The following is a 25,402-nucleotide window of genomic DNA, read 5'->3' as shown; positions in this document are numbered from 1 at the left end:
CGCGGTGTCATGCCTGGCCATCCATGGAACCGATTAGTGTTTGAGGTGTGATGTGGCCTCGATATCGGACCGCAGTGCGGTGACGACTGGCAACCAGCCGATGGGATCCAGCTCCCGGCAACGGGCCGACACGATCTCTGCGGTGTTGGTGAACGTTCGCAAGGCGCAGCGCCGCGTCCGGAATCTGTCCCGCGATGCCGTTGATTCGATCGTTTCGCAGCTGCTCGATTCGCAGGCGCGGCCGTCGGCATCGGAATCGGCGACAGAGAAATTCCACATCGCCGATCTCGCTCGTCTCGCCGGCACCACCACCAGGAACGTGCGGCTTTACCGTGAACGGGGACTGCTGCATGCGCCCCGCCGTGACGGGCGATCCGCGATCTACGACGATAGCCACCTGGCCCGCCTGCGACTTATCGTTTCGATGCTGGATCGCGGTTACAAGATCGCACACGTCAAAGAGATGATCGACGCCTGGGAGCGCGGCGGCAACATTGCCGACATTCTGGGCGTTGAATCCGCACTGGTGGGTGGGCAATGGGCCGTCGAGAGACCGGAAACCGTGCCCCGCTCGGTGGCGGTCGAATTTGCCGGAGGGGCGGTCAATCTCGATGAGATGGCTCGCCTGGGCCTGGTTCAGATCGAAGATTCGAGCGTTAATCTGTTACGGCCCAAGCTGATTAATGCGTTCAACGAGGCACGCGGGCTTGGAATCGACATGCCGGAGATTCTGGATGTGCATGCCCGAATCTCTGAATTGCTGCAACAGGTTAGTGAGATTCTGGTCCGGGCGGGTGCGGACCACTACTTAGCACGGATTGATATCAAGACTCTGGCGACCGGCGAAGCCGATTTCAGCGGCCTTTCGTACACCCTTACCCGGTTTCGGACTCTCGCCACAGAAGCAGTTGGCACGAGTATGGCTACAGCGATCGATGATTCGATCAGATCGGTTTTGAGCGGATATCTCGCGGCGCTGCTGGAGACGCCGGATCTCCCGGAATCCGGGCCCTGACGCGCGTGCCCGATGGGCGGAGCTCTGTCATGGGGCTAGGTGCTGTTCTGTTCTAGCTCGGCGACTCGAGCTCTAAGCCTCTCGATTTCGGCGGTGAGCTCGGCCTCCTTGGCCGCGGCCCGTTCCTGATATGCCTTGCCGAGCTCTGAGATGTACTGCTGGTCGTAGCGGGGGATGATGCTGCGGGAGCAATTCCAGTCGAATGCCTCCACCGCCACTTCGATCTCGCGGCGTTCGCCGTCATGCACACTGCCACGGCCGAACACCTTGAGGCGCTGCTTGCGCGGGTAGTCGACAAAGAACATCGCCAACCGGTCATCGGCGGCGAGGTTTCCGAGTGTCACGAACTGGTTGTTGCCGGGAAGGTCGATGAACCTCAAGGTGTTGCCGCCGAGATGCCGAACGAATCCGGGAGGGCCGCTGCGGTATTGGAGATACGGCCAGCCCGTCTGCGTCACGGTGCCCAGGCAGAACTGCGTAGCCTCGGCGATCATCCGCAGCTCCCGTGGTCCCAGGTCGTCGGGGCCGTCGTCGGGGCGTTCCAGGTGCGTGCCATAGGCCACGTAGCTGCCGTTGGTGCGTTGGCGCTCGATCGCATCCGGGCCGAAGGCGAGATGGTGGTAGTGGTTGTTGGTCATGGGTATACCGCGATCTCGACGAGATTCCCATCAGGGTCGCGGCAGTAGTGCGATGTCATCTCGCCCAGTGCACCGACCTTGGTGACCGGTCCCTCGATGATCTCGATGCCGCAGGCGATGAGATGGTCCACGACCTCCGAGGGCGACGCATCGGTCACGAAACAGAGGTCATCGGACCCCGCTGCGGCGGCCAGGCCGGTGAACCATTCGTCCTGGGTCGCCGTTACGGGCCGCAGGTTGATCTTCTGCCTGCCGAACACCAAGGCTGTACGCGCCGCAGGCCCAAACGTTTCTCGAGACATACCGAGGACGCGCTGATACCAGGCCGCGGTTGTGTCCACGTCGCTGCAGTTGATCACGATGTGGTCGAACCGCGTCACCTTCACTTGTACCGTTTCCTCTTCGTGCAAGCGCTCATCGGCGCAACCTCAATCCTCGTGGCGTCCGTGCGAAGCCGGCCTCGATCAACGCCTCGATCACGGGTGAGTGCCCAATGTCGAAGACCGATCTGCCATCTACTCTTTCGATCACCAGACCATCGAGTCCACCCTCGCGGACTAACTCCATCGTGCCCAATGCCGCCGCATGCAGCATCGTGGGGTCGGTCACGAAACTGAGTAGCGACTTGCCGCCACGTTCGATGTAGAGAACCAGATCTCCGTCAACAAGCGCTGTGAGCGCCCCCGCCTTCCGTCCCGGCCGATGACCGGAGTCGGATACCGTCCGCGGCCACACCAATGCGGCGCCATACGGATTGGCCGGATCGGTCGCTGCCAATACTGCTGCCCGATACGGTTTGCGGGCGTTGTCGACGGCGTCGAGATACTCACGCAGCCTGTCGACGGTCGCGGGAGACGCGAACTGCGCACCTCCGAGCGATTCGATGAAATAGCCTCGGCGGCAACGCCCATTGTCCTCGAACGTCGACAACACCTTGTACAACCAGGCGAACCCACCCGCGACTCCTTCGGCGACGACACTGCCCTTGGTCACGACGCCATACCTGCCGAGTAGAAGTTCGGCCTGCATATGCGATCGTTCGGTGCCGTCGGCGAGCCTTTCCGGGAGCAGCGACCACCTGCCTGCGACAGCGGGATCGACCGGCAGTGCGGTGGGGATGGGGGTGTAGGCGCGCAGTCTCGGCGCTCGGCGATTACGGTGCGCGGTCCTCGACTTGGTGCTGGTACCCAGTAGCGCCCGGACCGGTGCGAAGGTGTCTCCCGTTACCAGCCCCGCCCACACCAGATCCCACAACGCTGCCCGCGATGCCTCCGCGCCGAACTGGCGGAAGAAGTATCCGCCGCCATCGGCGAGACCGTCCAGGATCGCTCGATGCGCCATGTCGAGAACAACGGGGTCCGTAGCGGCGAGAGTGGCCGGCGCAACCCCACTCGGGTGCAACGCGATCCACCCATCCTGTGCGGTGATCGAGCCATGTCCCGACCACACGGCTTCCCCGGAGGCCAGCAGCTCGTCGAGCATCCGGGGGGAGTAGTCGCGCACTCGGCGCGCCAGTATCAGCGGCTCCCATGCGGATGCGGGAATCGGTACCCCGGCGAGTTGATCGATGACGGTGGCGACGCCGTCGGTCCCGCGCAAACTGGCATCGAGATACTGCCAGTCGGGTAGGAACCGCGCGAACGCGGCGGTGCTGACCGGCTCCACCTGCGCGCGCAATGCGGCGAGCGATCGACGGCGCAGGACCCGCAGCACCTCCGCATCACACCACTGCTCGGAATCGGTGGCGCGTGAGTTGAATTGGCCGGTGAATTCACCACGTACCAGCTGGCCGCGGGTGGCCAGACGATCCAGCACATCTGCGGCAACACGGACTCCGATGCCGAAGCGTTCGGCGGCCTGCCCGGTGGTGAACGGACCGTGCGTCCTGGCGAATCGGCCCAGCAGCTCACCGAGCGGATCCGCGGTCGCGTCGGTGAAGGCTGCGGGGACACCTGGAGGTACCGGAACACCGAGCGCGTCGCGCAACCGCGCCACATCCTCGACGGCGGCCCACCAGGAATGCCCCCCGTATCGGCTCTCGACCACTCGCCGCGCGGTGACAAGTTCACGCAGCCAGTCGGTTCCGGCGCCGTCGCAGCGTGCGTTGACCTCAGCTGCGGCCAGGGGGCCAAGGAGCCGGAACAGATCGGCGAGGGCCTCGGCGTCGCGCGCCTTCCGGTCGTCGGCGAGATGCTGGAGCTGTCGCTCGGTCGCGTCGATGACCGCCGGGTCTAGCAGCTCTCGCAGTTCCACGCGTCCCATGAGCTCCGCGAGCAGGCCCGTGTCCAACGAGAGTGCCGCGGCACGCCGCTCCGCCAGTGGCCGATCCTCGTCGTACATGAATCCGCCGACGTAGCTGAACAATTGAGCGGCCGCGAATGGGGAGGGTGTGTCGGTCTGCACCTCTACGATCCGGATTCGGCGTTGCTCGATACCGGACATCAACCGCACCAGGGTTCCGATGTCGTACACGTCCTGCAGGCATTCGCGTAACGCCTCCAGGATTATGGGGAAGTCGGGGTGATTGCGCGCCACATCCAGCAGCTGCGCTGCCCGCTGGCGCTGCTGCCACAGCGGCGACCGCCGGCCGGGATTTCGACGGGGAAGCAGCAAGGCGCGAGCCGCGCATTCACGAAACCGTGCGGCGAACAGCGCCGATCCGCCGACCTCCCGGGTGACGATCGCCTCGATCTCCGCGGCATCGAAGACGAAAAGACTTGCCCCGGGCGGGTTGTCATCGGTATCGGGAAGGCGCACGACGATGCCGTCATCGGTGGCGGTGGGTGATTCGCCGATACCGTAGCGCTGCTGGAGCCGGTCGGAGACCGCGAGGGCCAGCGGTCCGTTGACCCGCAGCCCGTAGGGGGAATGCAAGACGATGCGCCAGTCGCCGAGCTCATCGCGGAATCTCTCGACGATCAGCGTGGTGTCGGTGGGGACAGCACCGGTCGACTGCAGCTGGTCGCTCAGCAGCGTGCGCAGGTTGCCCATCGCGAAGTCGTCGAATCCGATAGCAGAACAACGCTTCTCGAACTCGGCGTCACCTGCTGCGGCCAGTTCTCCTGTGAGATGTCCCAGCGCAATACCCAGCTCGGCGGGCCGACCCACCGCGTCGCCACGCCAGAAGGGCAACCTGCCGGGTTGACCGAAGGCCGGGACCACGATGACCCGTTCATGGGTGATCTCGGTGATCCGCCAGCTGGTGGCACCCAGCGAGATCACGTCGCCGGGCCGCGACTCGTACACCATCTCCTCGTCGAGCTCGCCTACCCGTGAGGGCTTCTCGCCCTCCGCACCGGCATACATGTACACCGTGAACAGACCGCGGTCGGGAATGGCGCCACCGGACGTCACCGCGAGCCGTTGCGCTCCGGGCCGTCCGGTGAGTGTCCCTTCGTCTCTGTCGTACACGACACGTGGACGCAGCTCGGCGAAGTCGGTGGACGGATACTTGCCACTGAGCAGGTCGAGGACCGCGTCAAACGCACTGCGCGGCAAGGAGCTGAAGGGGGCGCTGCGCCTGACCACGTCGAACCACGTCTCGACGTCCAACGGATCCAATGCACAGGCAGCCACCGTGTGTTGCGCGAGAATATCGAGCGGGTTGGCGGGCACCCGCAGAGTCTCGATATCGCCATCGAGCATGCGCCGCACCGTGACCGCACAGCCCAGGAGATCGGTCCGGTGCTTCGGGAAGAGAACGCCCCTGGATACCTCACCCACTTGGTGGCCTGCCCGGCCGATTCGTTGCAGTCCGCTGGCGACCGATGGCGGCGCCTCCACCTGGACCACCAGATCCAGGGCACCCATGTCGATTCCGAGTTCCAGGCTGCTGGTGGCCACCACGCATTTGAGACGTCCGGTCTTCAGATCATCTTCGATGGCCGCGCGCTGTTCCTTGCTCACCGAGCCGTGATGAGCGCGCGCCAGCAAAGGGGCGGCACCAAAGGTCTGCCCGCTGCCCATGATGTGTGCCGGTGGCCCTCCGGGCACTCCGGGATTGGGTATCGGGGTGAGGTCCACCCCGAGGCGTTCGGCATGAATCTCGTTGAACCGTGCGGTGAGCCGCTCGGCGAGGCGGCGCGAATTGGCGAAGACGATGCTCGATCGGTGCGCCTCGATGAGGTCGACAATGCGTTGTTCGACATGCGGCCAGATGGTGTTGGTACCTGCATTGGCGGCCTCTGGATCCGGATAGGTGTCCGGGGCACTCATATCCGGAACCGGCACCACGACCGACAGGTCGAACGTCTTGGGACTGGCGGGTGATACGACGGTGGCTGGGGCGCGACCGGAGAGAAAGCGGGCGACCTCGCCCGCTGGTTTCACCGTCGCCGATAGGCCAATCCGTTGTGCCGGTTGGGAAAGTCGACTGTCCAGTCGCTCGAGGGAGAGCGCGAGGTGCGCACCGCGTTTCGTACCGGCTACCGCGTGAACCTCGTCGACGATGACAGTCCGCACCGTATCGAGGGTTTCGCGCGCGGCGGAGGTGAGCATGAGGAACAGCGACTCGGGGGTGGTGATGAGGATGTCCGGGGGAGATGAGATCAATGCGCGGCGGCGCTGTGCGGGGGTGTCGCCCGAGCGCACACCGATGGTGATCGAGGGCTCGAGCAGGCCCATCCGTGTGGCGGTCCGGGCAATCCCGGCCAGAGGGGCGCGCAAATTCCGCTCGACGTCGACGGCAAGTGCTTTGAGTGGTGAGACGTACAGGACCCGGGTCCCCCGGCGGTCGGGCTCGGCGCCGACCAGGGTGTCGATGGCCCACAGAAACGCCGCGAGGGTCTTACCCGACCCGGTGGGGGCGACAACGAGTGTGTTGTCACCGTTGGCGATGGACTGCCATGCGCCGGACTGCGCCTGAGTAGGACCCGGGAATGATTCGGTGAACCATTCCCGGGTGGGCGCCGAGAACCGGGCGAGTGGGCTGGACTCCCTGCTCATCAGGTCATCGTGCCAACAAGGCCCGACAACTAATCAGCGCCCATGAGATCTACCACTGTCTGTGGGATGTTCGGCACCCGCCGCACGGCATCGATCATGGCGTGCGCGGAGGTATCGGCGAGCCAGTCGACGTCGAGATCCGGGTTGATGGCACGTTGGCGAGCCAGTTCCTGGTTGAACGTCAGCCATGCCCGGATGACCACCCGCAAGATAGTGACAAGATCCGGGGTCAGCTGATCGCCCGCGACATGTTCGACAACGGCCATGATGCGATCGGTCTGCTTGTCGTATTCCTGCTGCTCGATGGCCGCGACGGTGGGATCGGCCGAATCGATCATGCGGAAGACGGTCACCGGCGCATACGGATGCTCCTCCTGATAGTGCAGATACACCAAGAGAGTGCGCCGGAGGCGCTCGAAACCCGAGAGCGTTGGGTCCATGTCCAGTGAGATGGTGGCGTCGTAGAGCCTGTCGTACTCGGCCTGCATAACCGCGGTGTAGAACGCGCGTTTGTCGGGAAAGTAGCGGTACAGCAGCGCCCGTGAGACGCCGGCCTGTTCGGCTACCTCATCCATGCGGACGTCGTCGTAGTGCCGTTCGCCGAACAACTGGGTACCAAAATCTAGGAGCTCGGCGCGCCGATCTTCGGGACTGAGCCGACGACGAGGCGATGAGCCGCTTGGGCGGACTGCATCGGAGTCGTCTGTCATTTAGCCGATTTTACTAGGCAGTGCTGTTGCTCTTGGTGGGATCGGTTAGCTCGATCGATTAACCCGTCAATTAACTGGTTTTGACTCAGGTGGGCTTCATCAGATCTGCCATTACGAGAAGTCGTTATCGCCTAACTACACTGCGTCGGTGGCTAAGCACATCGACCCCGCGGATATGGCCATCTTTGGGCGTGTCCTGGATCAGGCCGCCGAGCTTGCGCCGGAGCATCCCGATTCAATTGCTGTGCAACGCGGAGTCGCAAAACTCTTCAAGATCGTCAAAAGACAGCGCCGGCGTCAGGCCCGCCAGGCGGAGTTGGATGCCGACCGCGCGGTGATCGGTGCGACCGCCACCGGTTCGGCCGACCGGATCGATGACGAGACGGCCGGGCTGCCGCTGCGCGCCGGTGACGCCATGGGGACGCTGCGGCGCCCGCAGCATTGCTATATCTGCAAGGTCAGATACACCGAGATCGATGCTTTCCATCACCAACTGTGTCCGGATTGCGCGCCCGCCAATAGATCCCGGCGCGAGCAGCATGCTGACCTGACCGGCCGCCGGGCCGTATTGACCGGTGGCCGCGCCAAGATCGGGATGTATATCGCCTTGATGTTGTTGCGAGACGGGGCGAGTCTCACCATTACCACCCGTTTCCCGCGGGATGCGGCCCGCAGGTTCGCGCAGCTGCCGGATGCTGACGGCTGGCTCGACCGGCTGAGCATTGTCGGGATCGACCTGCGCGACCCTGCGCAGGTTGCGCGCTTCGCTGATGAAATCGCCGCACAGGGACCGTTGGACATTCTGATCAACAATGCCGCTCAGACGGTTCGTCGGAGCCCCGGCTCCTACATGTCCTTGGTTGATGCCGAACAGGCTCCGCTCAGTGGCGCTGCAGCGCGTCTTCCGATTACGACGATGGGCGATTCCAGTGAATTGCATCCGCACACCTTGGCGCTCGGTGAAGGATCTGAGGCCGCCGCGCACTCGCTGGTGTCGTTGGCATTGACCGCAGGCTCTGCGGCACCGGACCGGATTGTCGATGGGACGGCCGTCGACGCCGGTGGACTGCTGCCCGATCTCGTCGATACCAACAGTTGGGTACAGACGGTCGATCAGATTGATCCACTGGAACTGCTTGAGGTGCAACTGTGCAACAGCGTTGCGCCATTCATTCTGCTGTCTCGGCTTCGGCCCGCATTGCGTGCCTCAACCGCTCGCCGCAAGTACGTGGTGAACGTATCCGCGATGGAGGGCAACTTCTCGCGCGGCTACAAGGGGCCTGGGCATCCACATACCAATATGGCCAAGGCCGCGCTGAACATGCTGACCAGAACCAGCGCGGGTGAACTGTTTTCCGAGGGCATCTTGGTAACCGCGGTCGATACCGGCTGGATCACCGATGAGCGTCCGCACAGCAGCAAGATGCGGTTGGCGGAGGAGGGATTCCGGGCACCGCTTGATCTCGTGGACGGTGCTGCCCGGGTCTATGACCCAATAGTTCAGGGTGAGCGCGGCGTCGATCTGTACGGCTGTTTCCTGAAGGACTTCCAGCCGCACCCCTGGTAGGTGCTGATCAGCCCGTCCGATTAGCCGAAGTGAACGCCTTGGGCTAAGGGCAGTTCCGTGGAGTAGTTGACGGTGTTCGTGGCACGGCGCATGTACGCCTTCCACGAGTCCGAGCCGGACTCGCGGCCGCCACCTGTCTCCTTCTCGCCGCCGAATGCCCCGCCGATTTCGGCCCCTGAGGTGCCGATGTTGACGTTCGCGATCCCACAATCCGATCCGTCGGCGGCCATAAAGCGCTCCGCCTCGCGCACGTCGAGAGTGAAAATCGCCGAGGAAAGGCCCTGGGGGACCGCATTGTTCAAGGCGATAGCCTCGTCGAGGGTGTCATAGGTGAGCACGTACAGGATCGGCGCGAAGGTTTCCCGATGGACGACCTCTCCTTGTTCTGGCATCCGGACGACGGCGGGGGTGACGTAGTAGGAATTACTGCAGGAGCCACCCGAGGAGCCCTCACCGACTTCCCGGCGTTCGCCGCCGGTGACCGTTCCGCCGTGCGCACGGGCCGCGTCCAGTGCGTCCTGCATATCGCGATAGGACTTCTCGTTGATCAGCGGACCCACCAAGGTGCCTTGGCCGAACGGATCCCCGACCGTGAGCTGGCCGTAGGCGCTCACGATGCGCTCGACCAGCGTATCGGCGATCGAGTGATGAACGATCAACCGCCGCAGGGTGGTACAGCGCTGGCCCGCGGTGCCTGCGGCGGAGAATACGATGCCGCGTACCGCCAGATCCAGATCTGCCGAGGGGGTGACGATCGCCGCGTTGTTGCCACCCAGCTCGAGCAGCGACCGGCCGAACCGGGCGGCGACGCGCGGGCCCACCTGCTGGCCCATGCGCACCGACCCGGTGGCGCTCACCAGCGCGATACGCGGGTCATCGACGAGTTGTTCGCCAATCTCGCGGCCGCCCTGGATCAATCGGCTGACCTCCGGGGGTGCTCCTACATCGGCGGCCGCACGGTCCAGAAGTGCCTGGCAGGCAACAGCAGTCAGCGGTGTGAGCTCCGAAGGCTTCCACACCACGGTGTCACCGCAGACCAGCGCGATCGCGGTATTCCATGACCACACGGCAACCGGGAAGTTGAACGCCGAGATGACACCGACGACGCCCAGCGGGTGCCAGGACTCCATAAGGCGGTGCCCCGGGCGTTCCGATGCCATCGTCTTGCCGTACAGCTGTCGAGACAACCCGACCGCGAACTGGCAGATATCGATCATTTCCTGCACCTCGCCGAGGGCCTCGGAGACGATCTTTCCGGCCTCGATGGTGACCAGTTCGGCGAGATCCTTCTTGTGCTCGGTCAATAGCTCACCGAGGCGGGCCACCAGTGCGCCCCGCACGGGCGCGGGTGTCGTGCGCCAGTGTGAAAATGCTTGTGCGGCTTCCGCAATGGCTTCCTCGACGTCATCCTTCGAGCTTGCCATGAGGGTGAAGAGGGTGTCGCCGGTGATGGGGGTGCGGACAGCGACGCCGTCACCGGCCGTCGCCTCCGTACTGAGTTCTATATCAGCGCCGATCCAGCGCAGCGCGTTCCGGGCGCGTGCGCGCAGCTCGTCGGCCGAGGGCAGTACCTGGGGTGGTGTCGAGGCCTCGGTTGTTGGCACTGTGGTGGTCATCGGTCGGCTCCTATCGTGAGTTCAGATTGTGCAGCGATCGCGGCGTATAGCGCATACGGATCGTGAATGTCCCTGCCGATTGCACCGGACATCCATTCCATCGAGTAGTCGGCGGTCGAAGAGTCAGTGCCCTCACCGTACGATCCGTCGCCATCGAGATTGGACCGGAAGATCCCTGCGGCAGACCGGGGCAGGAAGTCTTCGTACACGATGGGGCTGCGCACGATCTCGCCTCCGGAACCGGTACTGGTGCGGAAGTAGGCGAGCCCTTGCTCGGCCAATCCGGTTTCGGTGTCAGGGAAGTGGTCGGACCATATCGACGCTGCCTGTCCGGGAGTTGTCTCGGTGGTATCGATGGCGGCCATGGCGTCGTCGTAGCGGGTGCGGCCCGCGGGGGTAAGGGCTATGCCTCTGGCCTCGACCTCGCCAAACCGGACCCGCAGCGTGTCTCCGACCACGGAACCGTCGCGCATGCGGAATCGTCGCGGCTCGGCCAGTGCCCGGAATGAGGTCTGCCGCAGCAGAACGTCGGGTCCACGCCACCGAGGTGGTCCCTGGATCGCGTCGATCATGGCGATACCGCGTGCCGTCATCCGGTGGTACAGATCGTCGATATCGAGCACGCGCGGTGTCAGGTGATTGATATGCGTGCCGCTCACGCCGGCGATATCGGCCGCGACGGGGGAGACCGCGGAAAGCTCGTCGTACCAAGCACGGTCGATGGGTGCGGTCGACAGCGCGAAGGCCTTGACCGCAGCGCTGATGAAGTCCGCGGCCTGCGCCGGGGTGGCTCCGCCCGCGCTGCTGATGAGTCGCGCGTGTGCCAGTAGTGCCGGGTCGAACAGCTCTCGCTGCGTGACGAAGTTCTGCACGCGCGTGCGCAGGTCCGCGTCGAAGAACCTGCGATCGGCGGTCGCCAGCATCGAGGTGAACACGCGGAACGGATTGAGTGCCAACTCTTCTTCGTCGATCGGCCGGAACGCGGTCGAGACCACGGGCACCGGGGAGGCGGCGTCGCGCAGGTCGTAAAAGTCGACGGGATACATCCCGAACGCTTCGAATAGATCGGCAACGGCGGCGAGTTCCCGTGGGCCGCCCACTCGGATCGCGCCGTGGCGTTCGGCGGTGACGCGCTGTACCGATCCGAGCCGTTCGGCGTCCGGATGCGTTGTGGCGTAAGTCTGGTTCACTGCGGTGCTCACATCGACCAGGGTGTTGTACGCGGGAACTTCCGCGCCGTACATCCGCGACAGTGCCACCGCGAAATGCGCCCGCAGTTCCCAGCACGGGATCAGCGCGGTCATCGAGCTCGTCCCAGAGTTGAGGTGATTGGCCTGCGCAAGTCCGTTCCCTGATGTCCCTGGTCGCGGTACTCTGCCCCGGTGACCCAGGAGGTACCCGAGCGTCCGCTCGATGATGTCGATCGAATTCTGGTGCGCGAGTTGGCTCGCGATGGCCGGGCGACGCTCGCGCATCTGGCGGCCAAGGCCGGCCTGTCGATCTCGGCGGTGCAGACCCGGGTCCGGCGGCTGGAGTCTCGCAGTGTGTTGACCGGATACGCCGCACGGGTCAACCCCGAGTCGGTGGGCCAGCTTCTATCGGCGTTCGTGGCCATCACCCCTCTCGATCCTTCTCAACCCGATGATGCTCCGGCACGACTTGAGCACATCGCCGCCATCGAGTCGTGCTACTCGGTGGCGGGCGAGGAGAGCTATGTCCTCTTGGTGCGGGTGCCCTCGCCGCGTGCGCTCGAAGAGCTGCTGCAGCTGATCCGCACCACAGCCAACGTTCGTACGCGAAGCACCATCATCTTACAAACTTTTTACGACGGTCGCCAGCTAGTACCGTAAAAATTCTTGTTCTGATGTAGAAAACTCGTAAATACTTCGTTAGTGTGGGTGCATGACCGCACTGATGTTCTCTGGTTCCACGACCGATGATGACGGCACTCGCGCCGCCCTCCGGGCGGATTCGGTGACACCGGATCGGGTGCACGAGGTGCTCGGTCGCAGCATTCTGGCCGACGGGATGGACCTCGTTCTCGACCTCGAGCGTTCCCGTGGGGCACACCTGGTGGATGCGCGTGACGGGACCACATATCTCGACATGTTCACGTTCTTTGCTTCGTCGGCGCTGGGTATGAATCACCCGATGCTCGCCAATGACAGCGAATTCCGCGCCGAACTTACCCGGGCCGCCATCAACAAGCCGAGCAATTCCGATATCTACACCGTCGAGATGGCTCGGTTCGTCGACACTTTTGCGCGTGTGCTCGGTGACCCGGCGCTTCCACACCTGTTCTTCGTCGACGGCGGCGCGCTGGCCGTGGAGAACGCGCTGAAGGTTGCGTTCGACTGGAAGAGCCGCTGGAACGAGGCCCATGGGATCGATCCAGCATTGGGTACCCAGGTGTTACACCTGCGCGAGGCATTCCACGGCCGCAGCGGATACACGATGTCGCTGACGAACACCGATCCCAACAAGGTGGCGCGGTTCCCCAAGTTCGACTGGCCGCGTATCGACGCTCCGTACCTGCGCCCGGATGCCGATATCGACGAGCTGGAGGCCGCCGCACTGGCGCAGGCGCGTCGTGCTTTCGCCGAAAACCCGCACGATATCGCATGTTTCATCGCCGAGCCGATCCAGGGCGAGGGCGGCGATCACCACTTCCGTCCCGAGTTCTTCCACGCCATGCGTGCGTTATGCCACGAGAACGACGCCTTGTTCATCTTCGACGAGGTGCAGACCGGGTGCGGACTCACCGGAACGGCCTGGGCTTTCCAGCAGCTGGGTGTGACACCCGACATCGTGGCCTTCGGCAAGAAGACGCAGGTCTGTGGAGTCATGGCCGGTGGCCGCGTCGATGAGGTGGCCGACAATGTCTTCGCCGTCAGCTCGCGTATCAATTCCACCTGGGGTGGCAATCTGGTCGATATGGTGCGCTCCCGCCGCATTCTGGAAGTGATTGCGGCAGAGCGGCTTTTCGATAACGCGACACGGATGGGCGAGTACCTGCTCGACCGCCTGCAGACCCTCGCGCTGCGACACGGCGAGGTTGCCGACGTACGCGGCCGTGGGTTGATGTGTGCGTTCAGCCTGCCGACTACCGAGGAGCGCGATCGCCTGGTGCAGCGCCTGTGGTCAGAGGAACGCGTAATCCTGCTGCCCAGCGGCAAGAACAGCGTGCGGTTCCGCCCGCCGCTGATCGTCAGTGCTGCGGAGATCGACGCGGCGGTCGCGGCGGTATCGCGAATTTTGTCTTACCAGCCATAGGGCGAGTGCTCGCGTGCCGTCCGTAGCGCGCCGGCCCACCACGCCAGCTCGTCGAGCATCGTCTTGGCCGCGGTCTCCGCGTCACGGCTGTCGGTGAGCTGACCGGCATCATCGAACTGGCTCCATACGCCGTGGAAACTCACCACATCCCGGGTGGTCACGGCGTGGAGTTCGGCGAACACCAGGCGTAGCTGCTCGATGGCGCGCAATCCTCCCGACATCCCGCCATACGACGTGAATCCGACCGGCTTGGCCTGCCACTCACTGTGATGCCAGTCGATCAAGTTCTTCAGCGGAGCGGGGAAGCTGTGGTTGTACTCCGGAGTGACCACGAGGAATGCGTCGGCGATCCGCAATCGCGCCGTCACCTTGGCCAGCTGGGCGGCGTCGTCAGCGGCTGGATTCCTGGAAAGATGAAGGGGCAGAGGGTACTCCGCGAGATCGATGTAGCCGACGTCGAATGCCGAGTGGCTGCGGGCGTTCGACGCGATCCAATTCGCCACGGTGGGGCCGAAGCGACCTTCACGCGTGCTGGCGCAGATCACGGCGAGGCGCAGTGGGGTGTTCACGTGCCCCATCGTTGTACCTAAAGTGCACTCGAGGTCAAGAGGTTTCGTTCCGTCACGCGTCGTGGTCAGCCGAGTATGGCGTCGGCGAAGCGGCGCACCGCCATCACGGCTTCCTGCTCGGCGTCTCGCGAGCCGGGATAGTCGGGACGTGCCCGTGATTCGACGGTCCGGGTGACGGGGTCGAGTCGCACCTCGGCCACCATCTCGGCGGTGGTGGGTTCGCAGACCGCCCAGCTGTACAGGCGATCGGAGTCCCAATCTGCGGCACGTGCGGCGACGTAATCGGCGTCGTCGACACCCAGCGATGTCAGTGCCGAACGGTCGTCCATTCGTTCGTCGGCGCGCAGGGCGCGCAAGTACCACGCGCCCGCGTTGATCTCGATGGGTTCCATGGCTCTAGAAATGCGTCGAGCGTGAAACCATGGCGGCAATTCGGTGAGAATCCCGCCATAGCTTCACGCTCGGCGACAAAGTCCTACTTGATTTCCGCGATGACGGTGCCCTGGGTGATGGCGGCACCTGCCTCGACGCTCAGCCCGGTGATCGTGCCGGCCTTGTGCGCGGTGACGGGGTTCTCCATCTTCATGGCCTCCAGCACCACGATCAGCTCGCCGGCCTCGACCTCCTGGCCCTCCTCGACGGCGACCTTGACGACGGTGCCCTGCATCGGTGCGGTGACCGAGTCGCCGGTCGCGGCGTTGCCGCCGTGGCCGCCACGCTTGCGCGGCTTGGGCTTCTTGCGCACGACACCGTTCGCGGCGCCACCGCCCCCGCCCAGCGAGATATCACCGGGCAGCGACACCTCAAGGCGACGGCCGCCGACCTCGACGACCAGCTTCTGGCGAGGCAGCGCCTCTTCCTCGTCCTCGGCGACGCCCTCAGCGGTGAACGGCTCGACGGTGTTGTCCCACTCGGTCTCGATCCAGCGGGTGTGCACGGTGAAGCCGTCATCGTCACCGATGAAGGCCGGATCCGAGACCACCGCGCGGTGGAACGGGATGACGGTGGCAAGGCCCTCGACGTTGAACTCGGCCAGCGCGCGGCGCGAGCGGGCCAGGGCCTCGTTGCGGTCGCGACCGGTGACGATCAGCTTGGCCAGCATCGAGTCGAACTGGCCGCCGATGACCGATCCCGCACGCACACCCGAGTCCAGCCGGACACCGGGGCCCGACGGGGTGTCATAGACCTTGACGGGGCCGGGGGCCGGCAGGAAGTTGCGGCCGGCGTCCTCGCCGTTGATGCGGAACTCGATGGAGTGGCCGCGCGGTGTCGGGTCCTCGGTGAACTCCAGCGCCTCGCCGTTGGCGATCTTGAACTGCTCCAGCACGAGGTCGATGCCGGCGGTCTCCTCGGTGACCGGGTGTTCCACCTGCAGGCGGGTGTTGACCTCGAGGAACGAGATCAGGCCGTCCTGGCCCACCAGGTACTCGACGGTGCCGGCACCGTAGTAGCCGGCCTCCTTGCAGATCCGCTTGGCGGACTCGTGGATCTCCTTGCGCTGGGCGTCGGTGAGGAAAGGTGCCGGAGCCTCCTCGACCAGCTTCTGGAAGCGGCGCTGTAGTGAGCAGTCGCGGGTGCCTGCGACCACGACATTGCCGTGCTGGTCGGCGATGACCTGCGCTTCGACGTGGCGCGGCTTGTCCAGGTAGCGCTCCACGAAGCACTCGCCGCGACCGAACGCGGCGACGGCCTCACGGGTGGCCGACTCGAACAGCTCGGGGATCTCTTCCATGGTCCGCGCGACCTTCATGCCGCGGCCGCCGCCACCGAATGCCGCCTTGATGGCGATCGGCAGACCGTGCTCCTTGGCGAAGGCAATGATCTCGTCCGCGTTCTTCACCGGGTCGGGGGTGCCCGGCACCAGCGGGGCCTGGGCCTTGGCGGCGATATGGCGCGCGGTGACCTTGTCGCCGAGGTCACGGATGGACTGGGGGCTGGGCCCGATCCAGATCAGCCCGGCGTCGATGACGGCCTGGGCGAAGTCGGCGTTCTCGGACAAGAAGCCATAACCGGGGTGGATGGCGTTAGCACCGGACTTCTCGGCCGCGTCCAAGACCTTTCCGAAGTCCAGGTAGGACTCGGCGGCGGTGTTACCGCCGATACCGAACGCTTCGTCGGCCAGGTGTACGTGGGGGGCGTCGGCATCGGGTTCTGCGTAGATCGCGACGCTGCCCAGTCCGGCGTCTTTGGCCGCGCGGATCACCCGAACCGCAATCTCGCCGCGGTTGGCGACGAGTACCTTGCTGATCTTCGAGCTGGCGTGATTGGGCACGGAGCCTCCTGGTTTTAGCGCTTTCTTAAGTTTCTCGGCAATGAGTTTATGCATCCGTGGCGCGAAGCACACATCAGGGTTGGGGTGCGCCGGGCGTGTCTTTTGCCTACTCGTGAGTAGGTTTAGGCCAATCGCCGCTTGATCCGGGCCAACATCGCCGACATCCCCCGCAGTCGCAGCGGGCTGATCAGCTCGGCCAGGCCAAGATCTGCATAGAAGTCGTCGGGTACCGCCAGGATCGCGTCGGCGGACTGCCCGTCGAGCCCCTGATGCAGGATCGAGGCGAATCCACGCGTGGTGGGAGCCTCGGCGGGTGCGCTGAAATACAACCGGACGCCGGAGCGGTCGGTGGAATCGACGTCCAGAAACAGAGGTGACTGGCACTCCGGCACCGGCTCCATCGCTGCCTGCTCCAAATGCGATGGTAGGTCAGGTAATTCGCCCGAGAACTCCAAGAGCAGCCGCAGCTTGTCCTGCCCGTCGACGGCCTTGAAGTCGGCGACGATCTCGGCGAGTTCGGCGGGAAGGGTCACTGTTTTAGCGGAGGAATCGCGCCGGGCTTGTCGCCCTTGACGATCGGTGTGCGGACCCGGTTGCCCCATTCGGTCCAGGACCCGTCGTAGTTGCGGACACCCTCGACACCCAGCAGGTACGTCAGGACGAACCAGGTGTGGCTGGAGCGCTCACCGATCCGGCAGTAAGCGACGATGTCGCCATCTTCGGCGATCACGTCGCCATAAATGGCGTCGAGTTCGGGGCGCCGACGGAACCTGCTGTCGTCTGCGGCGGCCTTGGCCCACGGGATGGAGACGGCGGTGGGGATGTGCCCGCCGCGCAGGGCGCCTTCTTCCGGGTAGTCGGGCATGTGGGTGCGTTCGCCGGTGTATTCAGCGGGGGAGCGCACGTCGATCAGCGGGCCGTGTCCCAGGTGCCCCAGCACGTCGTCCGCGTATGCGCGGATCGGGGCGTCATTGCGGTCCACCACGGGATAACCCTCGATGTACTTGGCCGGGACGTCGAGTGTGGTGTCGCGGCCCTCGGAGATCCACAGATCCCGTCCGCCGTCGAGGAGCCGCACATCGGGGTGACCGAACAGGGTGAAAACCCAGAGCGCGTAGGCGGCCCACCAGTTGGACTTGTCGCCGTAGATGACGACGGTGTCCTCGCGACGGATTCCCTTGCGGTTCATTAGTTCCGCGAACTGCTCGCCATTGATGTAGTCCCGGACCGTGCCATCGTTCAGGTCGACGTGCCAGTCGATCTTCACCGCGCCGGGTACGTGCCCGATGTCGTAGAGCAGGACATCCTCGTCGGACTCCACGATGGACAGTCCGGGTGTGCCAAGGTGCCCAGAAAGCCAGTCCGGCGAGACAAGGCGTTCGGGGTGGGCGTAGGCGGCGAATTCGGGGCTGGGGTCGGCCGGAAGGGTCACGGTTGGAGCCTAGTCGCGTTCGCGAGTGCGGGGCTCACCGAGTTGGATACCGAGTTCAGATCTGCGGTGCGTTGCTGGTCGCGGTGCGAGAATTCGCCAATGCCGGACTGGACATATCACCCGTTAAGCCCTATCGCGTCGTCGGTTTTCGGTGGACGCCGGACGCGGGTGTGGGCGATGAAGGTACTGGCGGCGGTGGTGACACGCGTCGGCGGCCGGCGCTGGATTCCGTGGGTGTTCGACCATCCGCCGGTTCCACCGGAATGGAAGGGCCGGTTCGGGGCGACAGTCCCGCCATCGATCGCGCGCGAGGCCGTTGCGGTGTTGCCGGTACAGGGAGCCGGCGTCATCGAGATCGGTCCGGTGGGCCTCGCGGATATCGACACGATTCGGCAGGCGACCGCTGATCGCCGGTGCCGGGTGATTGCCGTAGCCGCCACACCCGAAGCCGCCGCTGCCGTGGCACCGCTTGTCGACGCGGTGTCCGCGTCTGTTGATAGCGGCACTGTGCGGCTCACTGAACCCGAGATCGACACCGCAGTGCGCGCGTTGGCCGATCCGTCGACGACGGTGCTGGCCACACCTGCGGTGTTGATCGCCGCCGGACCGGGCTGGTTCAACCGGGTGATCGAGGCCGCGACATCGACATCGCCGCCAAAGAGGTTGCACGATATTGGGTTCGATCCGCGTGGATGGCCCGCGTGGGTATGGGGCGGGCTGGTCGGGGTCGGCCTGATCGTCGCGGGTATCGGGGCCGCCGCCATCGCGTTGGGGCCGGTGCTGTTGTGGTACGACCGCGATTACCTAGGTCTTTCGGTGGACGACTTGCGTGGTGTGAACCATCACCTGGTCGGGTTTCTGCAGCATGACCGACTGACCATGGCGGGCAACATGATTGGCATCGGAGTTCTGTATTTTGGGCTCGCCTGGGGCGGGATCAGGGAAGGGCATCGCTGGGCCCGCAATGCCTTGTTGATATCCGGACTCGTCTCCTTCCTGACATACTTCTATTTCCTCGTGACGGGATTCCTCGAACCGCTGCACACACTTGTGGTGATCATTCTGTTTCCCATGCTGCTGCTCGCGGTGTGGCGTGCACCCTCGACACCGCATTGGCCGCCTGTCGTGGAGGGGCCTGAGGCGCAGCGGCGACGCGCGCTGTGGGGGCAGCTGCTCATGATCGGCGTCGGCGGCGGGTTATTCGTTGCCGGAGCGGTGATCTCGACTGTCGGGCTGACGTCGGTGTTCGTACCGACCGATCTCGATTTCCTTGGTACCAGCTCCGAGGCGCTGCGCGCCGCCAATCAGCACCTCCCGCCATTCATCGCACATGACCGCGCGGGCTTCGGTGGTGCGTTGATGGGTGCCGGGCTGGCGGTGCTCCTGATCAGTCTGTGGGGCTGGCGCCGCGGCGAACGCTGGGTGTGGTGGTCACTGCTGATCGGGTGCGCATTCGGCACGGTGCCGGTCCTGGCGGTCCACTTCTCCATCGGATACACCCATTTCGAGCATCTGCTGCCGGTGTATGTGTTGGTCGCCGTGGTGACGGTCGCGCTCGCATTGTCGAGGGGCTACCTGACCGCGGCGGCGGATCGGTCGCCGCGTATCAACCGGTAGGTGGTGACGGTCTCACCGCGCTCGTCGCCGCGTCGATGGCGCGCCGCCAAATCGACTGTGCGGCATGGGAGAGTGTGGCATCTACGCCGACTTCCTCGCTGGCGTCGATGTCTCGTGTCAGGTTCTTGGCAGATTTTCGGGTCCGATGGGGTTCCCTTAGCTCGTGGACTGAGGGCGCGGCGGTAGTCCGCGTGTTGAGGGGCGTGGTGGGTCGGCGCGGTTATTCTGGCGTGCGGCTTTGACGTCGTTGCGGTACTGGGCGAGCGACTCCGGGGAGTAGTGGCGGCCATGGCGCCAGGTCGGGTTGCCGAATTTGAGGCGGGCCCAGAAGAACGCTTCACCTCCACGACTGGTCAGGACGGGCGGGACAATTCGCCAAAACCTGCGTTGCGCCCGTATCGAAAGTTCGTCCAGCCTGGATCGGGAGATGCCGAGCGCCCGTTCGATTTCCGGCGGGATGATCATGAGCAGACTGGTTCGCAGGAAGTGCCGCACGGGCCAGGACAACGCCAGATACACCGCGCGCGGCAACCACGGTGCGAGCCGGGGTGGTGACGGGTCGAGGGACTGCTTCAGCAGGAAGTGGGGCGCCTGTGCATGTTCTGTGTCGATGTATGGCAGCCAAGTTTGATCCCAGTAGACGGTGAATTCGTCGTAGGTGTCCGGTAGACCTTTGACGCCGATGAGGGCGCCGATCTGTAAGAAGCCGGTGTAGGCGTCCTGCTTGAACTGTTCGGACTCGAATCCGCGTAGTTGTTCGCGGACGTCCATGATCGGTTTGATGATGCCGGCCCAGGACCATGCCCACAGGTCGCGTTCCCAGGCGTGGTAGCGCTGGCCGCTAGTCAGGTGGCCCTCGATGTGTCGGTGCAATTCACGTAAGGATTGGGCGACGACGGGTCGTTCGTCGCCGGCGAAAACGATGCCGATTGTTAGGTCCAGCGTGTCGATCAGGCGGATGAGTATGTCTTCAAGGCGCACCTGTTCGCGTGCGGAGATCTTGGCGATGCGGTCGTGATCGTCTACGCCTTTGCCTCCTTCGGGGCTCAGGGTCAGGTAGATGAATGCAGGGAAGCCGGCATACGCGACGGTGGCGTCACTGAGGATCGTGTAAAGCGGCGTGCCGGGCCCGGTCAGATCGAGCGGAACTTGTTCGGCGGTCCGCGCCGAGAACACTGACCCATGAGGGGACTGACTATTCATTCAGCCAATGTACTACAGGCTGCCGGCGTATCCCCGTGGCATACGATCGAGGCTGTGAGCCCCCGAGTCCGTAGCGTTGCCTCGACCAACGGGGTGGGCAGCCGCGACGACGAGTTGACGAAGCGCAGGCGCAAAGAGATCCTGCTCGGTGCCTGCGAGGTGTTCGATCAACGCGGATACGCAAACACCCGGATGGCCGACATCGCCGGGCATCTGCGGATCGGCCAGGGCACGGTGTACCGCTACTTCGCGGGCAAACCGGAATTGATGGACGAGATCGTGCAACACACGATTCGCCGCATGCTCAACGCCATGCGGGAGGACGCCCCTGCCTCTGCGGTCAGCCTTGCCGAGTTCACCCGTCAGATCAGCGACGTCGCAGTACGGTTGTTGGATGTGGCGGCCGACGAGCCAGTACTGATCCGCGTTCTGCTCAGAGAAGCCCCAGCGGCCAAGCCGGAATCGGTACAACAACTGTCGGGCGGACTTGCCGCGGTCACCGCGAACTATCTGAATCAAGGTGTGCAGCAAGGCTTTCTGCGGACCGACCTTGACACCGGCGTCGTCGCCGATGCGATGGTCGGTGTCTTGATCCCCGCGATGGGTCGAGTTCTGCGCGGCGAGTTGGACCGATCTGCGCGCCACCTGCACGCGCACACCATCGGTGAGCTCATTACCCACGGCGTGGCCGAGAACGATTTTGGGGCCACCTGACACCGGTCTGATCGACCACCGCGGCGAAACGCCTCGGCCACATTCGGCAGTTGCGGCGCCAACACCTCACTGGTCAACCCACACCGCGGTGCCAGCTGCTCGGCGTCAGCGATCCGGCGGCGGGCCGCCCCCCAACACTCCAATCGAACTCATATCGAATACTGACCACACCCACCGGCAACGCACCCTGAAACGGCTGTGAAAGAAGTGAATTCAATCGGGCGGTGTCAGCCCACTCACCTCGGCCACGATCTCCAACGATCTCAGCTGCAGTTTCCGGTCGGGCGCGTTGGGGACCACGATGAGCTCGTCGGCGTCGGCCAGCTGCGCGAAGTTGTCCAGGTATGCGCCCACATGGTCGGGTGTCCCGACGGCGAAGTACTTAGTCATCGCCTGAATCTGTTGTCCAGCAGGGAGCTCGAGAGCGGCGAGCGCCTCGTCATCGGTGAGGCGTGGGCCACCGCCTCGATGCAGGAAAAGCTTGGCGCGTTCTATCAGTGCCGCGCGATGCTGCTCCTGCGCGGTGGCGTCATCGTCCGCGGCAATCACGTTCACCCCCGCGATGACATACGACTCCTGCAACTGCTCAGACGGCTGGAACTCTCGCCGGTATAGCGCGATCGCATCCTGCAGGGCGGGCGGCGCGAAATGCGAAGCGAATCCGTAGGGCAGGCCCAATACGGCCGCCAGCTTCGCGCCGAACAGCGAGGAGCCGAGGATGTAGAGCGGCACATGCGTCCCGTGCCCCGGGGTTGCGGTCACACCCGGGACCCGACTCTGTTCACCCAGATATGCCTGCAGCTCGATGACGTCCTGTGGGAAGTGCTCGGCGTCGGCGGGGGAGTGCCGCAATGCGCGGAGAGTCACTTGGTCTGTCCCCGGAGCGCGGCCGAGGCCGAGGTCGATGCGTCCCGGGTGCAGGGTCTCGAGGGTGCCGAACTGCTCGGCGATCTGCAGCGGCGAGTGGTTGGGCAGCATGATGCCGCCGGCGCCGAGTCGGATGGTCGACGTCTGGGTGGCCACGTGCCCGATCAGCACGCTCGTCGCTGATGAGGCAATGGACCGCATGTTGTGGTGCTCGGCGTACCAGACGCGGTGAAACCCCAGCGCTTCGGCGTGCCGTGCGATCTCGACGCTAGCGGCGAAGCTCTCGGCCACGGTCTCGTCCGGCGCAACACGCGCCAGGTCCAGAATCGATACCTGTCTCGCCATGATCTACAGCAACTCCTGGTGTTTCTCCGCTATTCCCGCGAGGGACGCACCATAGAAGGTACAAACGGGTGGTGCCCTATATTCCGACCGCAGCGGAACTGGCGGGTGCGCTCGCCGAGTTGCTCGATGGTCTCCAATCCGAGCTGCCCTCGTCCTCGGTACACCGAGCCCGCGTCGGTGCCAATATCGCCAGGATTCTGCAGCGCGAGCTGACCACCGTTCCGGCGCCGTCTACCGCAGATCCCACCTGGGAGGACCTGGTCGAGGCGGTTCGAGGTGAGCTCGCAGTGGTTAAACCCGGCTACGACGCGTGGGAGGGGGCATGACCGACCTGGCCGAAGGGCTGACCCGTTACCTGCACGACGAGTTCGGCAAGCCGTTTCAGGTGTCGGGTGTGGTCGGTGTCTCCGCGGGGGCCCGACGGCGGAATGTGCTGCTGGACGCCACTTCCGGGGATGAGACTCTCGAGCTGGTAGCGACGATTGTGCCCGCGGTGGTGCAGCAGGTTCCGGTGAGCAGTGAGGCCGGGGTGCGTGAGCTGGCGCGTAGCAACGGTGTTCCGGTTCCACGGATCCGTGGTGTCTGTTCAGAGTCGTCGTATGTGGGTGCGCCTTTCATGATCTCCGAACGCATCGCGGGGGAGACGGTGCCGCGCAAGGTGCTTCGGCTGGTGCAGTCCCAGGGGATCGACGATCTGGTGGCGGGCCAGCTCGGTGCGGCAATGGGGCGGCTGCACGGGATCGATCCGGCGATGGCGCCGCCCGACCTTCCCGGCGATCGAGAGGCCGAGCCCGCGGTCGTCATGTTGGAGCAGATGCGCGAGGGCGTCGTGGGGCTACTCCCGGATCGGCCGGTGTTCCAGCGCACGCTCTACTGGCTGACCGAGCGCATGCCGGGACCGCCCGCTCGACGGTGCTTGGTGCACACCGATATTCGCAACGGCAACATCATCGTCGGCGAGGATGGGCTGCGCGCCGTGCTGGACTGGGAGGGCACCACTCGCTTTGGTGACCCCATGCGTGACGTGGCCTGGTCGGCGCTGCGCATGTGGCGGTTCGGTGTGGACGACCGCGAGTTCGGCGGGTTCGCGGGCCGTGACGTATTCGTGCGAGCGTACGAAGGCGAAGGCGGGACTTTCGATTCCGAACGGTTCCAGTGGTGGAAGGTGCTCGGCACGCTGTGGTGGGGAGTGGGTCTTGCCGCGCAGACAGCGTCCTACCTCGACGGAAGCGTGCGGGACATCGTGATGGCCGCCAGTGGCCGCCGAATTCCCGAGATCGAGTGGGACTTGTTGATGCTGACCAAACCATAGACAGGGAATGGACTCCATGAATTTTGAACTCCCGCCAGAGCTCGTCGATTATCTCGGCGTGCTCGATGAGTTCATCGAGCACGAGATCGTGCCGCTCGAACAGGCCGATGACAACATGCGGTTCTTCGATCACCGACGAGAGGATGCCCGAACCGACTGGGACCGTGGTGGTCTGCCCAACGGCGAGTGGGAGGCGCTGCTCGCCGAGGCCCGTCGGCGAGCCGACGCCGCAGGCCACCTTCGATACCCATTCCCTGCGGAATTCGGCGGACGTGACGGGTCCAACCTGGGTATGGCGGTCATTCGTGAGCACCTGGCACGGCGTGGCCTCGGACTGCACTGCGACCTGCAGAACGAGCACGCCATCGTCGGCAACAACGTGGGGCTGCTGCTCATGCTGGAGTACGGCTCCCCGGAGCAGAAGGCCGACTGGGTCGAGGGACTCGCCAGTGGCACAAAGTTCTTCGCATTCGGCATCACCGAGCCTGAACACGGCTCCGATGCCACCCATATGGAAACCAGTGCGATCCGTGACGGCGATGGCTGGGTTATCAATGGCGAAAAGACATGGAACACCGGTGTGCACATTGCCAACGCCGACCTGATTTTCGCCCGCAGCTCCGGCGAACCGGGTGACGGGCATGGCATCACCGCATTCCTGGTGCCCGCGGATGCCCCGGGCTTCAAGGTCGAGGAATACCTGTGGACGTTCAACATGCCCACCGACCACGCCCACATCTCGTTGACCGATGTGCGGGTTCCCGACTCGGCGATATTCGGTGGAGAGGGACACGGGCTGGGTGTTGTGCAGCACTTCTTCAACGAGAACCGGATTCGGCAGGCCGCCTCCAGTCTCGGGGCCGCTCAGCACTGCATCGACCGGTCGATCGAATATGCCAAGGAACGCAAGCCCTTTGGGAAACCACTGGCGTCGAACCAGGCCATCCAGTTTCCGCTCGTCGAGCTGCAGACTCAATGCGAGATGCTGCGCGCACTGATCCATAAAACCGCATGGTCGATGGACACCTATGGCCCGTTCTCGGTCTCCGAGCAGGTGTCGATGTGTAACTACATCGCCAACCGGCTGTGTTGCGACGCGGCCGATCGCGCCATGCAGATCCACGGCGGACTGGGATACTCACGACACATGCCCTTCGAACACATCTACCGCCACCACCGGCGCTACCGCATCACCGAAGGCGCCGAGGAGATCCAAATGCGTCGCGTAGCCGGATACATGTTCGGCTTCATGACGCAGAAGGCGCCCAAAGGAGTCCAGTGACACGCGCGAGGCCTGTTGTTGTGGTG

The 25,402-nt window shown here is 64.5% G+C and carries 22 protein-coding genes and 1 pseudogene; 9 read left to right on the top strand and 14 right to left on the bottom strand.

The genetic code is table 11. The annotated features are described in order from the left end of the window. Positions 1-52: 52 nt before the first annotated feature. The gene (locus MLB1_RS04760; RefSeq protein WP_180748533.1) at positions 53-1,015 is read left to right on the top strand and encodes a MerR family transcriptional regulator; all 963 of its coding nucleotides are present in this window, start codon (positions 53-55) and stop codon (positions 1,013-1,015) included. A gap of 35 nt (positions 1,016-1,050) precedes the next feature. Here the strand turns inward: MLB1_RS04760 and MLB1_RS04755 are convergent, their stop codons facing one another. Genes MLB1_RS04755 through MLB1_RS04740 form a run of 4 tightly spaced genes read right to left on the bottom strand, consistent with a single transcriptional unit; the run spans position 1,051 to position 7,307 of the window. After that, on the bottom strand, positions 1,051-1,653 hold the full coding sequence (locus MLB1_RS04755) for a pyridoxamine 5'-phosphate oxidase family protein (RefSeq protein ID WP_180748532.1): 603 nt from the start codon (positions 1,651-1,653) through the stop codon (positions 1,051-1,053). Continuing rightward, complete coding sequence (locus MLB1_RS04750) at positions 1,650-2,039, bottom strand: VOC family protein (protein ID WP_371750557.1); 390 nt, start codon at positions 2,037-2,039, stop codon at positions 1,650-1,652. The genes MLB1_RS04755 and MLB1_RS04750 overlap by 4 nt, the downstream gene beginning before the upstream one ends. Before the next feature lie 28 nt (positions 2,040-2,067). Continuing rightward, positions 2,068-6,597: an ATP-dependent helicase gene (locus MLB1_RS04745; RefSeq protein WP_180748530.1), complete on the bottom strand. Its 4,530-nt coding sequence runs from the start codon at positions 6,595-6,597 to the stop codon at positions 2,068-2,070. Between the two features lie 29 nt (positions 6,598-6,626). Continuing rightward, entirely contained in the window at positions 6,627-7,307 is a 681-nt protein-coding gene (locus MLB1_RS04740) for a TetR/AcrR family transcriptional regulator (protein WP_180748529.1), read from the bottom strand. A 175-nt stretch (positions 7,308-7,482) separates the two neighbouring features. Between MLB1_RS04740 and MLB1_RS04735 the strand changes: the two genes are divergently transcribed. Continuing rightward, positions 7,483-8,874 (top strand): SDR family NAD(P)-dependent oxidoreductase, encoded by a 1,392-nt coding sequence (locus MLB1_RS04735; protein WP_180749693.1) that lies wholly within the window; start codon positions 7,483-7,485, stop codon positions 8,872-8,874. Positions 8,875-8,894: 20 nt separating this feature from the next. Here MLB1_RS04735 and MLB1_RS04730 read toward each other — a convergent pair whose 3' ends face one another. Next, positions 8,895-10,490, bottom strand: a complete 1,596-nt coding sequence (locus tag MLB1_RS04730) for an aldehyde dehydrogenase family protein (RefSeq protein ID WP_180748528.1) — start codon at positions 10,488-10,490, stop codon at positions 8,895-8,897. Next, positions 10,487-11,794, bottom strand: a complete 1,308-nt coding sequence (locus MLB1_RS04725) for a VOC family protein (RefSeq protein ID WP_180748527.1) — start codon at positions 11,792-11,794, stop codon at positions 10,487-10,489. Before MLB1_RS04725 ends, MLB1_RS04730 begins: the two co-directional genes overlap by 4 nt. 78 nt (positions 11,795-11,872) lie before the next feature. Between MLB1_RS04725 and MLB1_RS04720 the strand changes: the two genes are divergently transcribed. Further along, positions 11,873-12,340, top strand: coding sequence for an Lrp/AsnC family transcriptional regulator (locus MLB1_RS04720; protein ID WP_180748526.1), 468 nt, complete (start codon positions 11,873-11,875; stop codon positions 12,338-12,340). Positions 12,341-12,464: 124 nt separating this feature from the next. Beyond that, the gene (lat, locus tag MLB1_RS04715) at positions 12,465-13,763 is read left to right on the top strand and encodes an L-lysine 6-transaminase (RefSeq protein ID WP_358146000.1); all 1,299 of its coding nucleotides are present in this window, start codon (positions 12,465-12,467) and stop codon (positions 13,761-13,763) included. On the opposite strand, the gene MLB1_RS04710 is transcribed toward lat, so the two are convergent. From MLB1_RS04710 to MLB1_RS04690, 5 genes are all read right to left on the bottom strand, one after another. Further along, on the bottom strand, positions 13,751-14,341 hold the full coding sequence (locus MLB1_RS04710) for an NAD(P)H-dependent oxidoreductase (protein ID WP_180748525.1): 591 nt from the start codon (positions 14,339-14,341) through the stop codon (positions 13,751-13,753). The two genes, lat and MLB1_RS04710, sit on opposite strands and share 13 nt — an antisense overlap. A 56-nt stretch (positions 14,342-14,397) precedes the next feature. Further along, positions 14,398-14,724 (bottom strand): hypothetical protein, encoded by a 327-nt coding sequence (locus tag MLB1_RS04705; RefSeq protein ID WP_180748524.1) that lies wholly within the window; start codon positions 14,722-14,724, stop codon positions 14,398-14,400. 83 nt (positions 14,725-14,807) lie between these two features. Further along, positions 14,808-16,604, bottom strand: coding sequence for an acetyl/propionyl/methylcrotonyl-CoA carboxylase subunit alpha (locus MLB1_RS04700; protein WP_180748523.1), 1,797 nt, complete (start codon positions 16,602-16,604; stop codon positions 14,808-14,810). Between the two features lie 122 nt (positions 16,605-16,726). Continuing rightward, positions 16,727-17,137 (bottom strand): SufE family protein, encoded by a 411-nt coding sequence (locus MLB1_RS04695; RefSeq protein ID WP_180748522.1) that lies wholly within the window; start codon positions 17,135-17,137, stop codon positions 16,727-16,729. After that, positions 17,134-18,036, bottom strand: coding sequence for a sulfurtransferase (locus MLB1_RS04690; RefSeq protein ID WP_180748521.1), 903 nt, complete (start codon positions 18,034-18,036; stop codon positions 17,134-17,136). The genes MLB1_RS04695 and MLB1_RS04690 overlap by 4 nt, the downstream gene beginning before the upstream one ends. Before the next feature lie 99 nt (positions 18,037-18,135). On the opposite strand from MLB1_RS04690, the gene MLB1_RS04685 reads away from it, so the two are divergent. After that, positions 18,136-19,653: a hypothetical protein gene (locus MLB1_RS04685; protein ID WP_180748520.1), complete on the top strand. Its 1,518-nt coding sequence runs from the start codon at positions 18,136-18,138 to the stop codon at positions 19,651-19,653. On the opposite strand, the pseudogene MLB1_RS04680 reads toward MLB1_RS04685, so the two are convergent. Beyond that, positions 19,608-19,762 (bottom strand): annotated as a pseudogene (locus tag MLB1_RS04680) (NAD(P)-dependent oxidoreductase); the annotation flags it as partial. The gene MLB1_RS04685 and the pseudogene MLB1_RS04680 sit on opposite strands and share 46 nt — an antisense overlap. 47 nt (positions 19,763-19,809) lie before the next feature. After that, positions 19,810-20,856 (bottom strand): oxygenase MpaB family protein, encoded by a 1,047-nt coding sequence (locus MLB1_RS04675; protein ID WP_180748519.1) that lies wholly within the window; start codon positions 20,854-20,856, stop codon positions 19,810-19,812. 54 nt (positions 20,857-20,910) lie between these two features. Here MLB1_RS04675 and MLB1_RS04670 point away from each other — a divergent pair, with 54 nt between their 5' ends. Beyond that, positions 20,911-21,570, top strand: coding sequence for a TetR/AcrR family transcriptional regulator (locus MLB1_RS04670; RefSeq protein ID WP_180748518.1), 660 nt, complete (start codon positions 20,911-20,913; stop codon positions 21,568-21,570). Between the two features lie 213 nt (positions 21,571-21,783). Here the strand turns inward: MLB1_RS04670 and MLB1_RS04665 are convergent, their stop codons facing one another. Then, positions 21,784-22,782 carry an LLM class flavin-dependent oxidoreductase gene (locus tag MLB1_RS04665; protein WP_180748517.1) on the bottom strand — a complete coding sequence of 333 codons (999 nt, stop codon included), beginning with the start codon at positions 22,780-22,782 and terminating at the stop codon, positions 21,784-21,786. A 71-nt stretch (positions 22,783-22,853) separates the two neighbouring features. Here MLB1_RS04665 and MLB1_RS04660 point away from each other — a divergent pair, with 71 nt between their 5' ends. From MLB1_RS04660 to MLB1_RS04650, 3 genes are read left to right on the top strand one after another with little or no spacing between them, the layout of a single operon-like run. Then, positions 22,854-23,108, top strand: coding sequence for a hypothetical protein (locus MLB1_RS04660; protein ID WP_180748516.1), 255 nt, complete (start codon positions 22,854-22,856; stop codon positions 23,106-23,108). Next, the gene (locus MLB1_RS04655; RefSeq protein WP_180748515.1) at positions 23,105-24,094 is read left to right on the top strand and encodes a phosphotransferase family protein; all 990 of its coding nucleotides are present in this window, start codon (positions 23,105-23,107) and stop codon (positions 24,092-24,094) included. Before MLB1_RS04660 ends, MLB1_RS04655 begins: the two co-directional genes overlap by 4 nt. A 16-nt stretch (positions 24,095-24,110) precedes the next feature. Further along, entirely contained in the window at positions 24,111-25,376 is a 1,266-nt protein-coding gene (locus tag MLB1_RS04650) for an acyl-CoA dehydrogenase family protein (RefSeq protein WP_180748514.1), read from the top strand. The last annotated feature ends 26 nt before the right edge of the window (positions 25,377-25,402 follow it).

This window comes from Mycobacteroides sp. LB1 (genome assembly GCF_013449725.1).
GTDB lineage: Bacteria > Actinomycetota > Actinomycetes > Mycobacteriales > Mycobacteriaceae > Mycobacterium.
The sequence above is the reverse complement of the archived record's forward strand: the minus strand, read 5'-3'. Positions and strand labels throughout refer to the sequence as shown.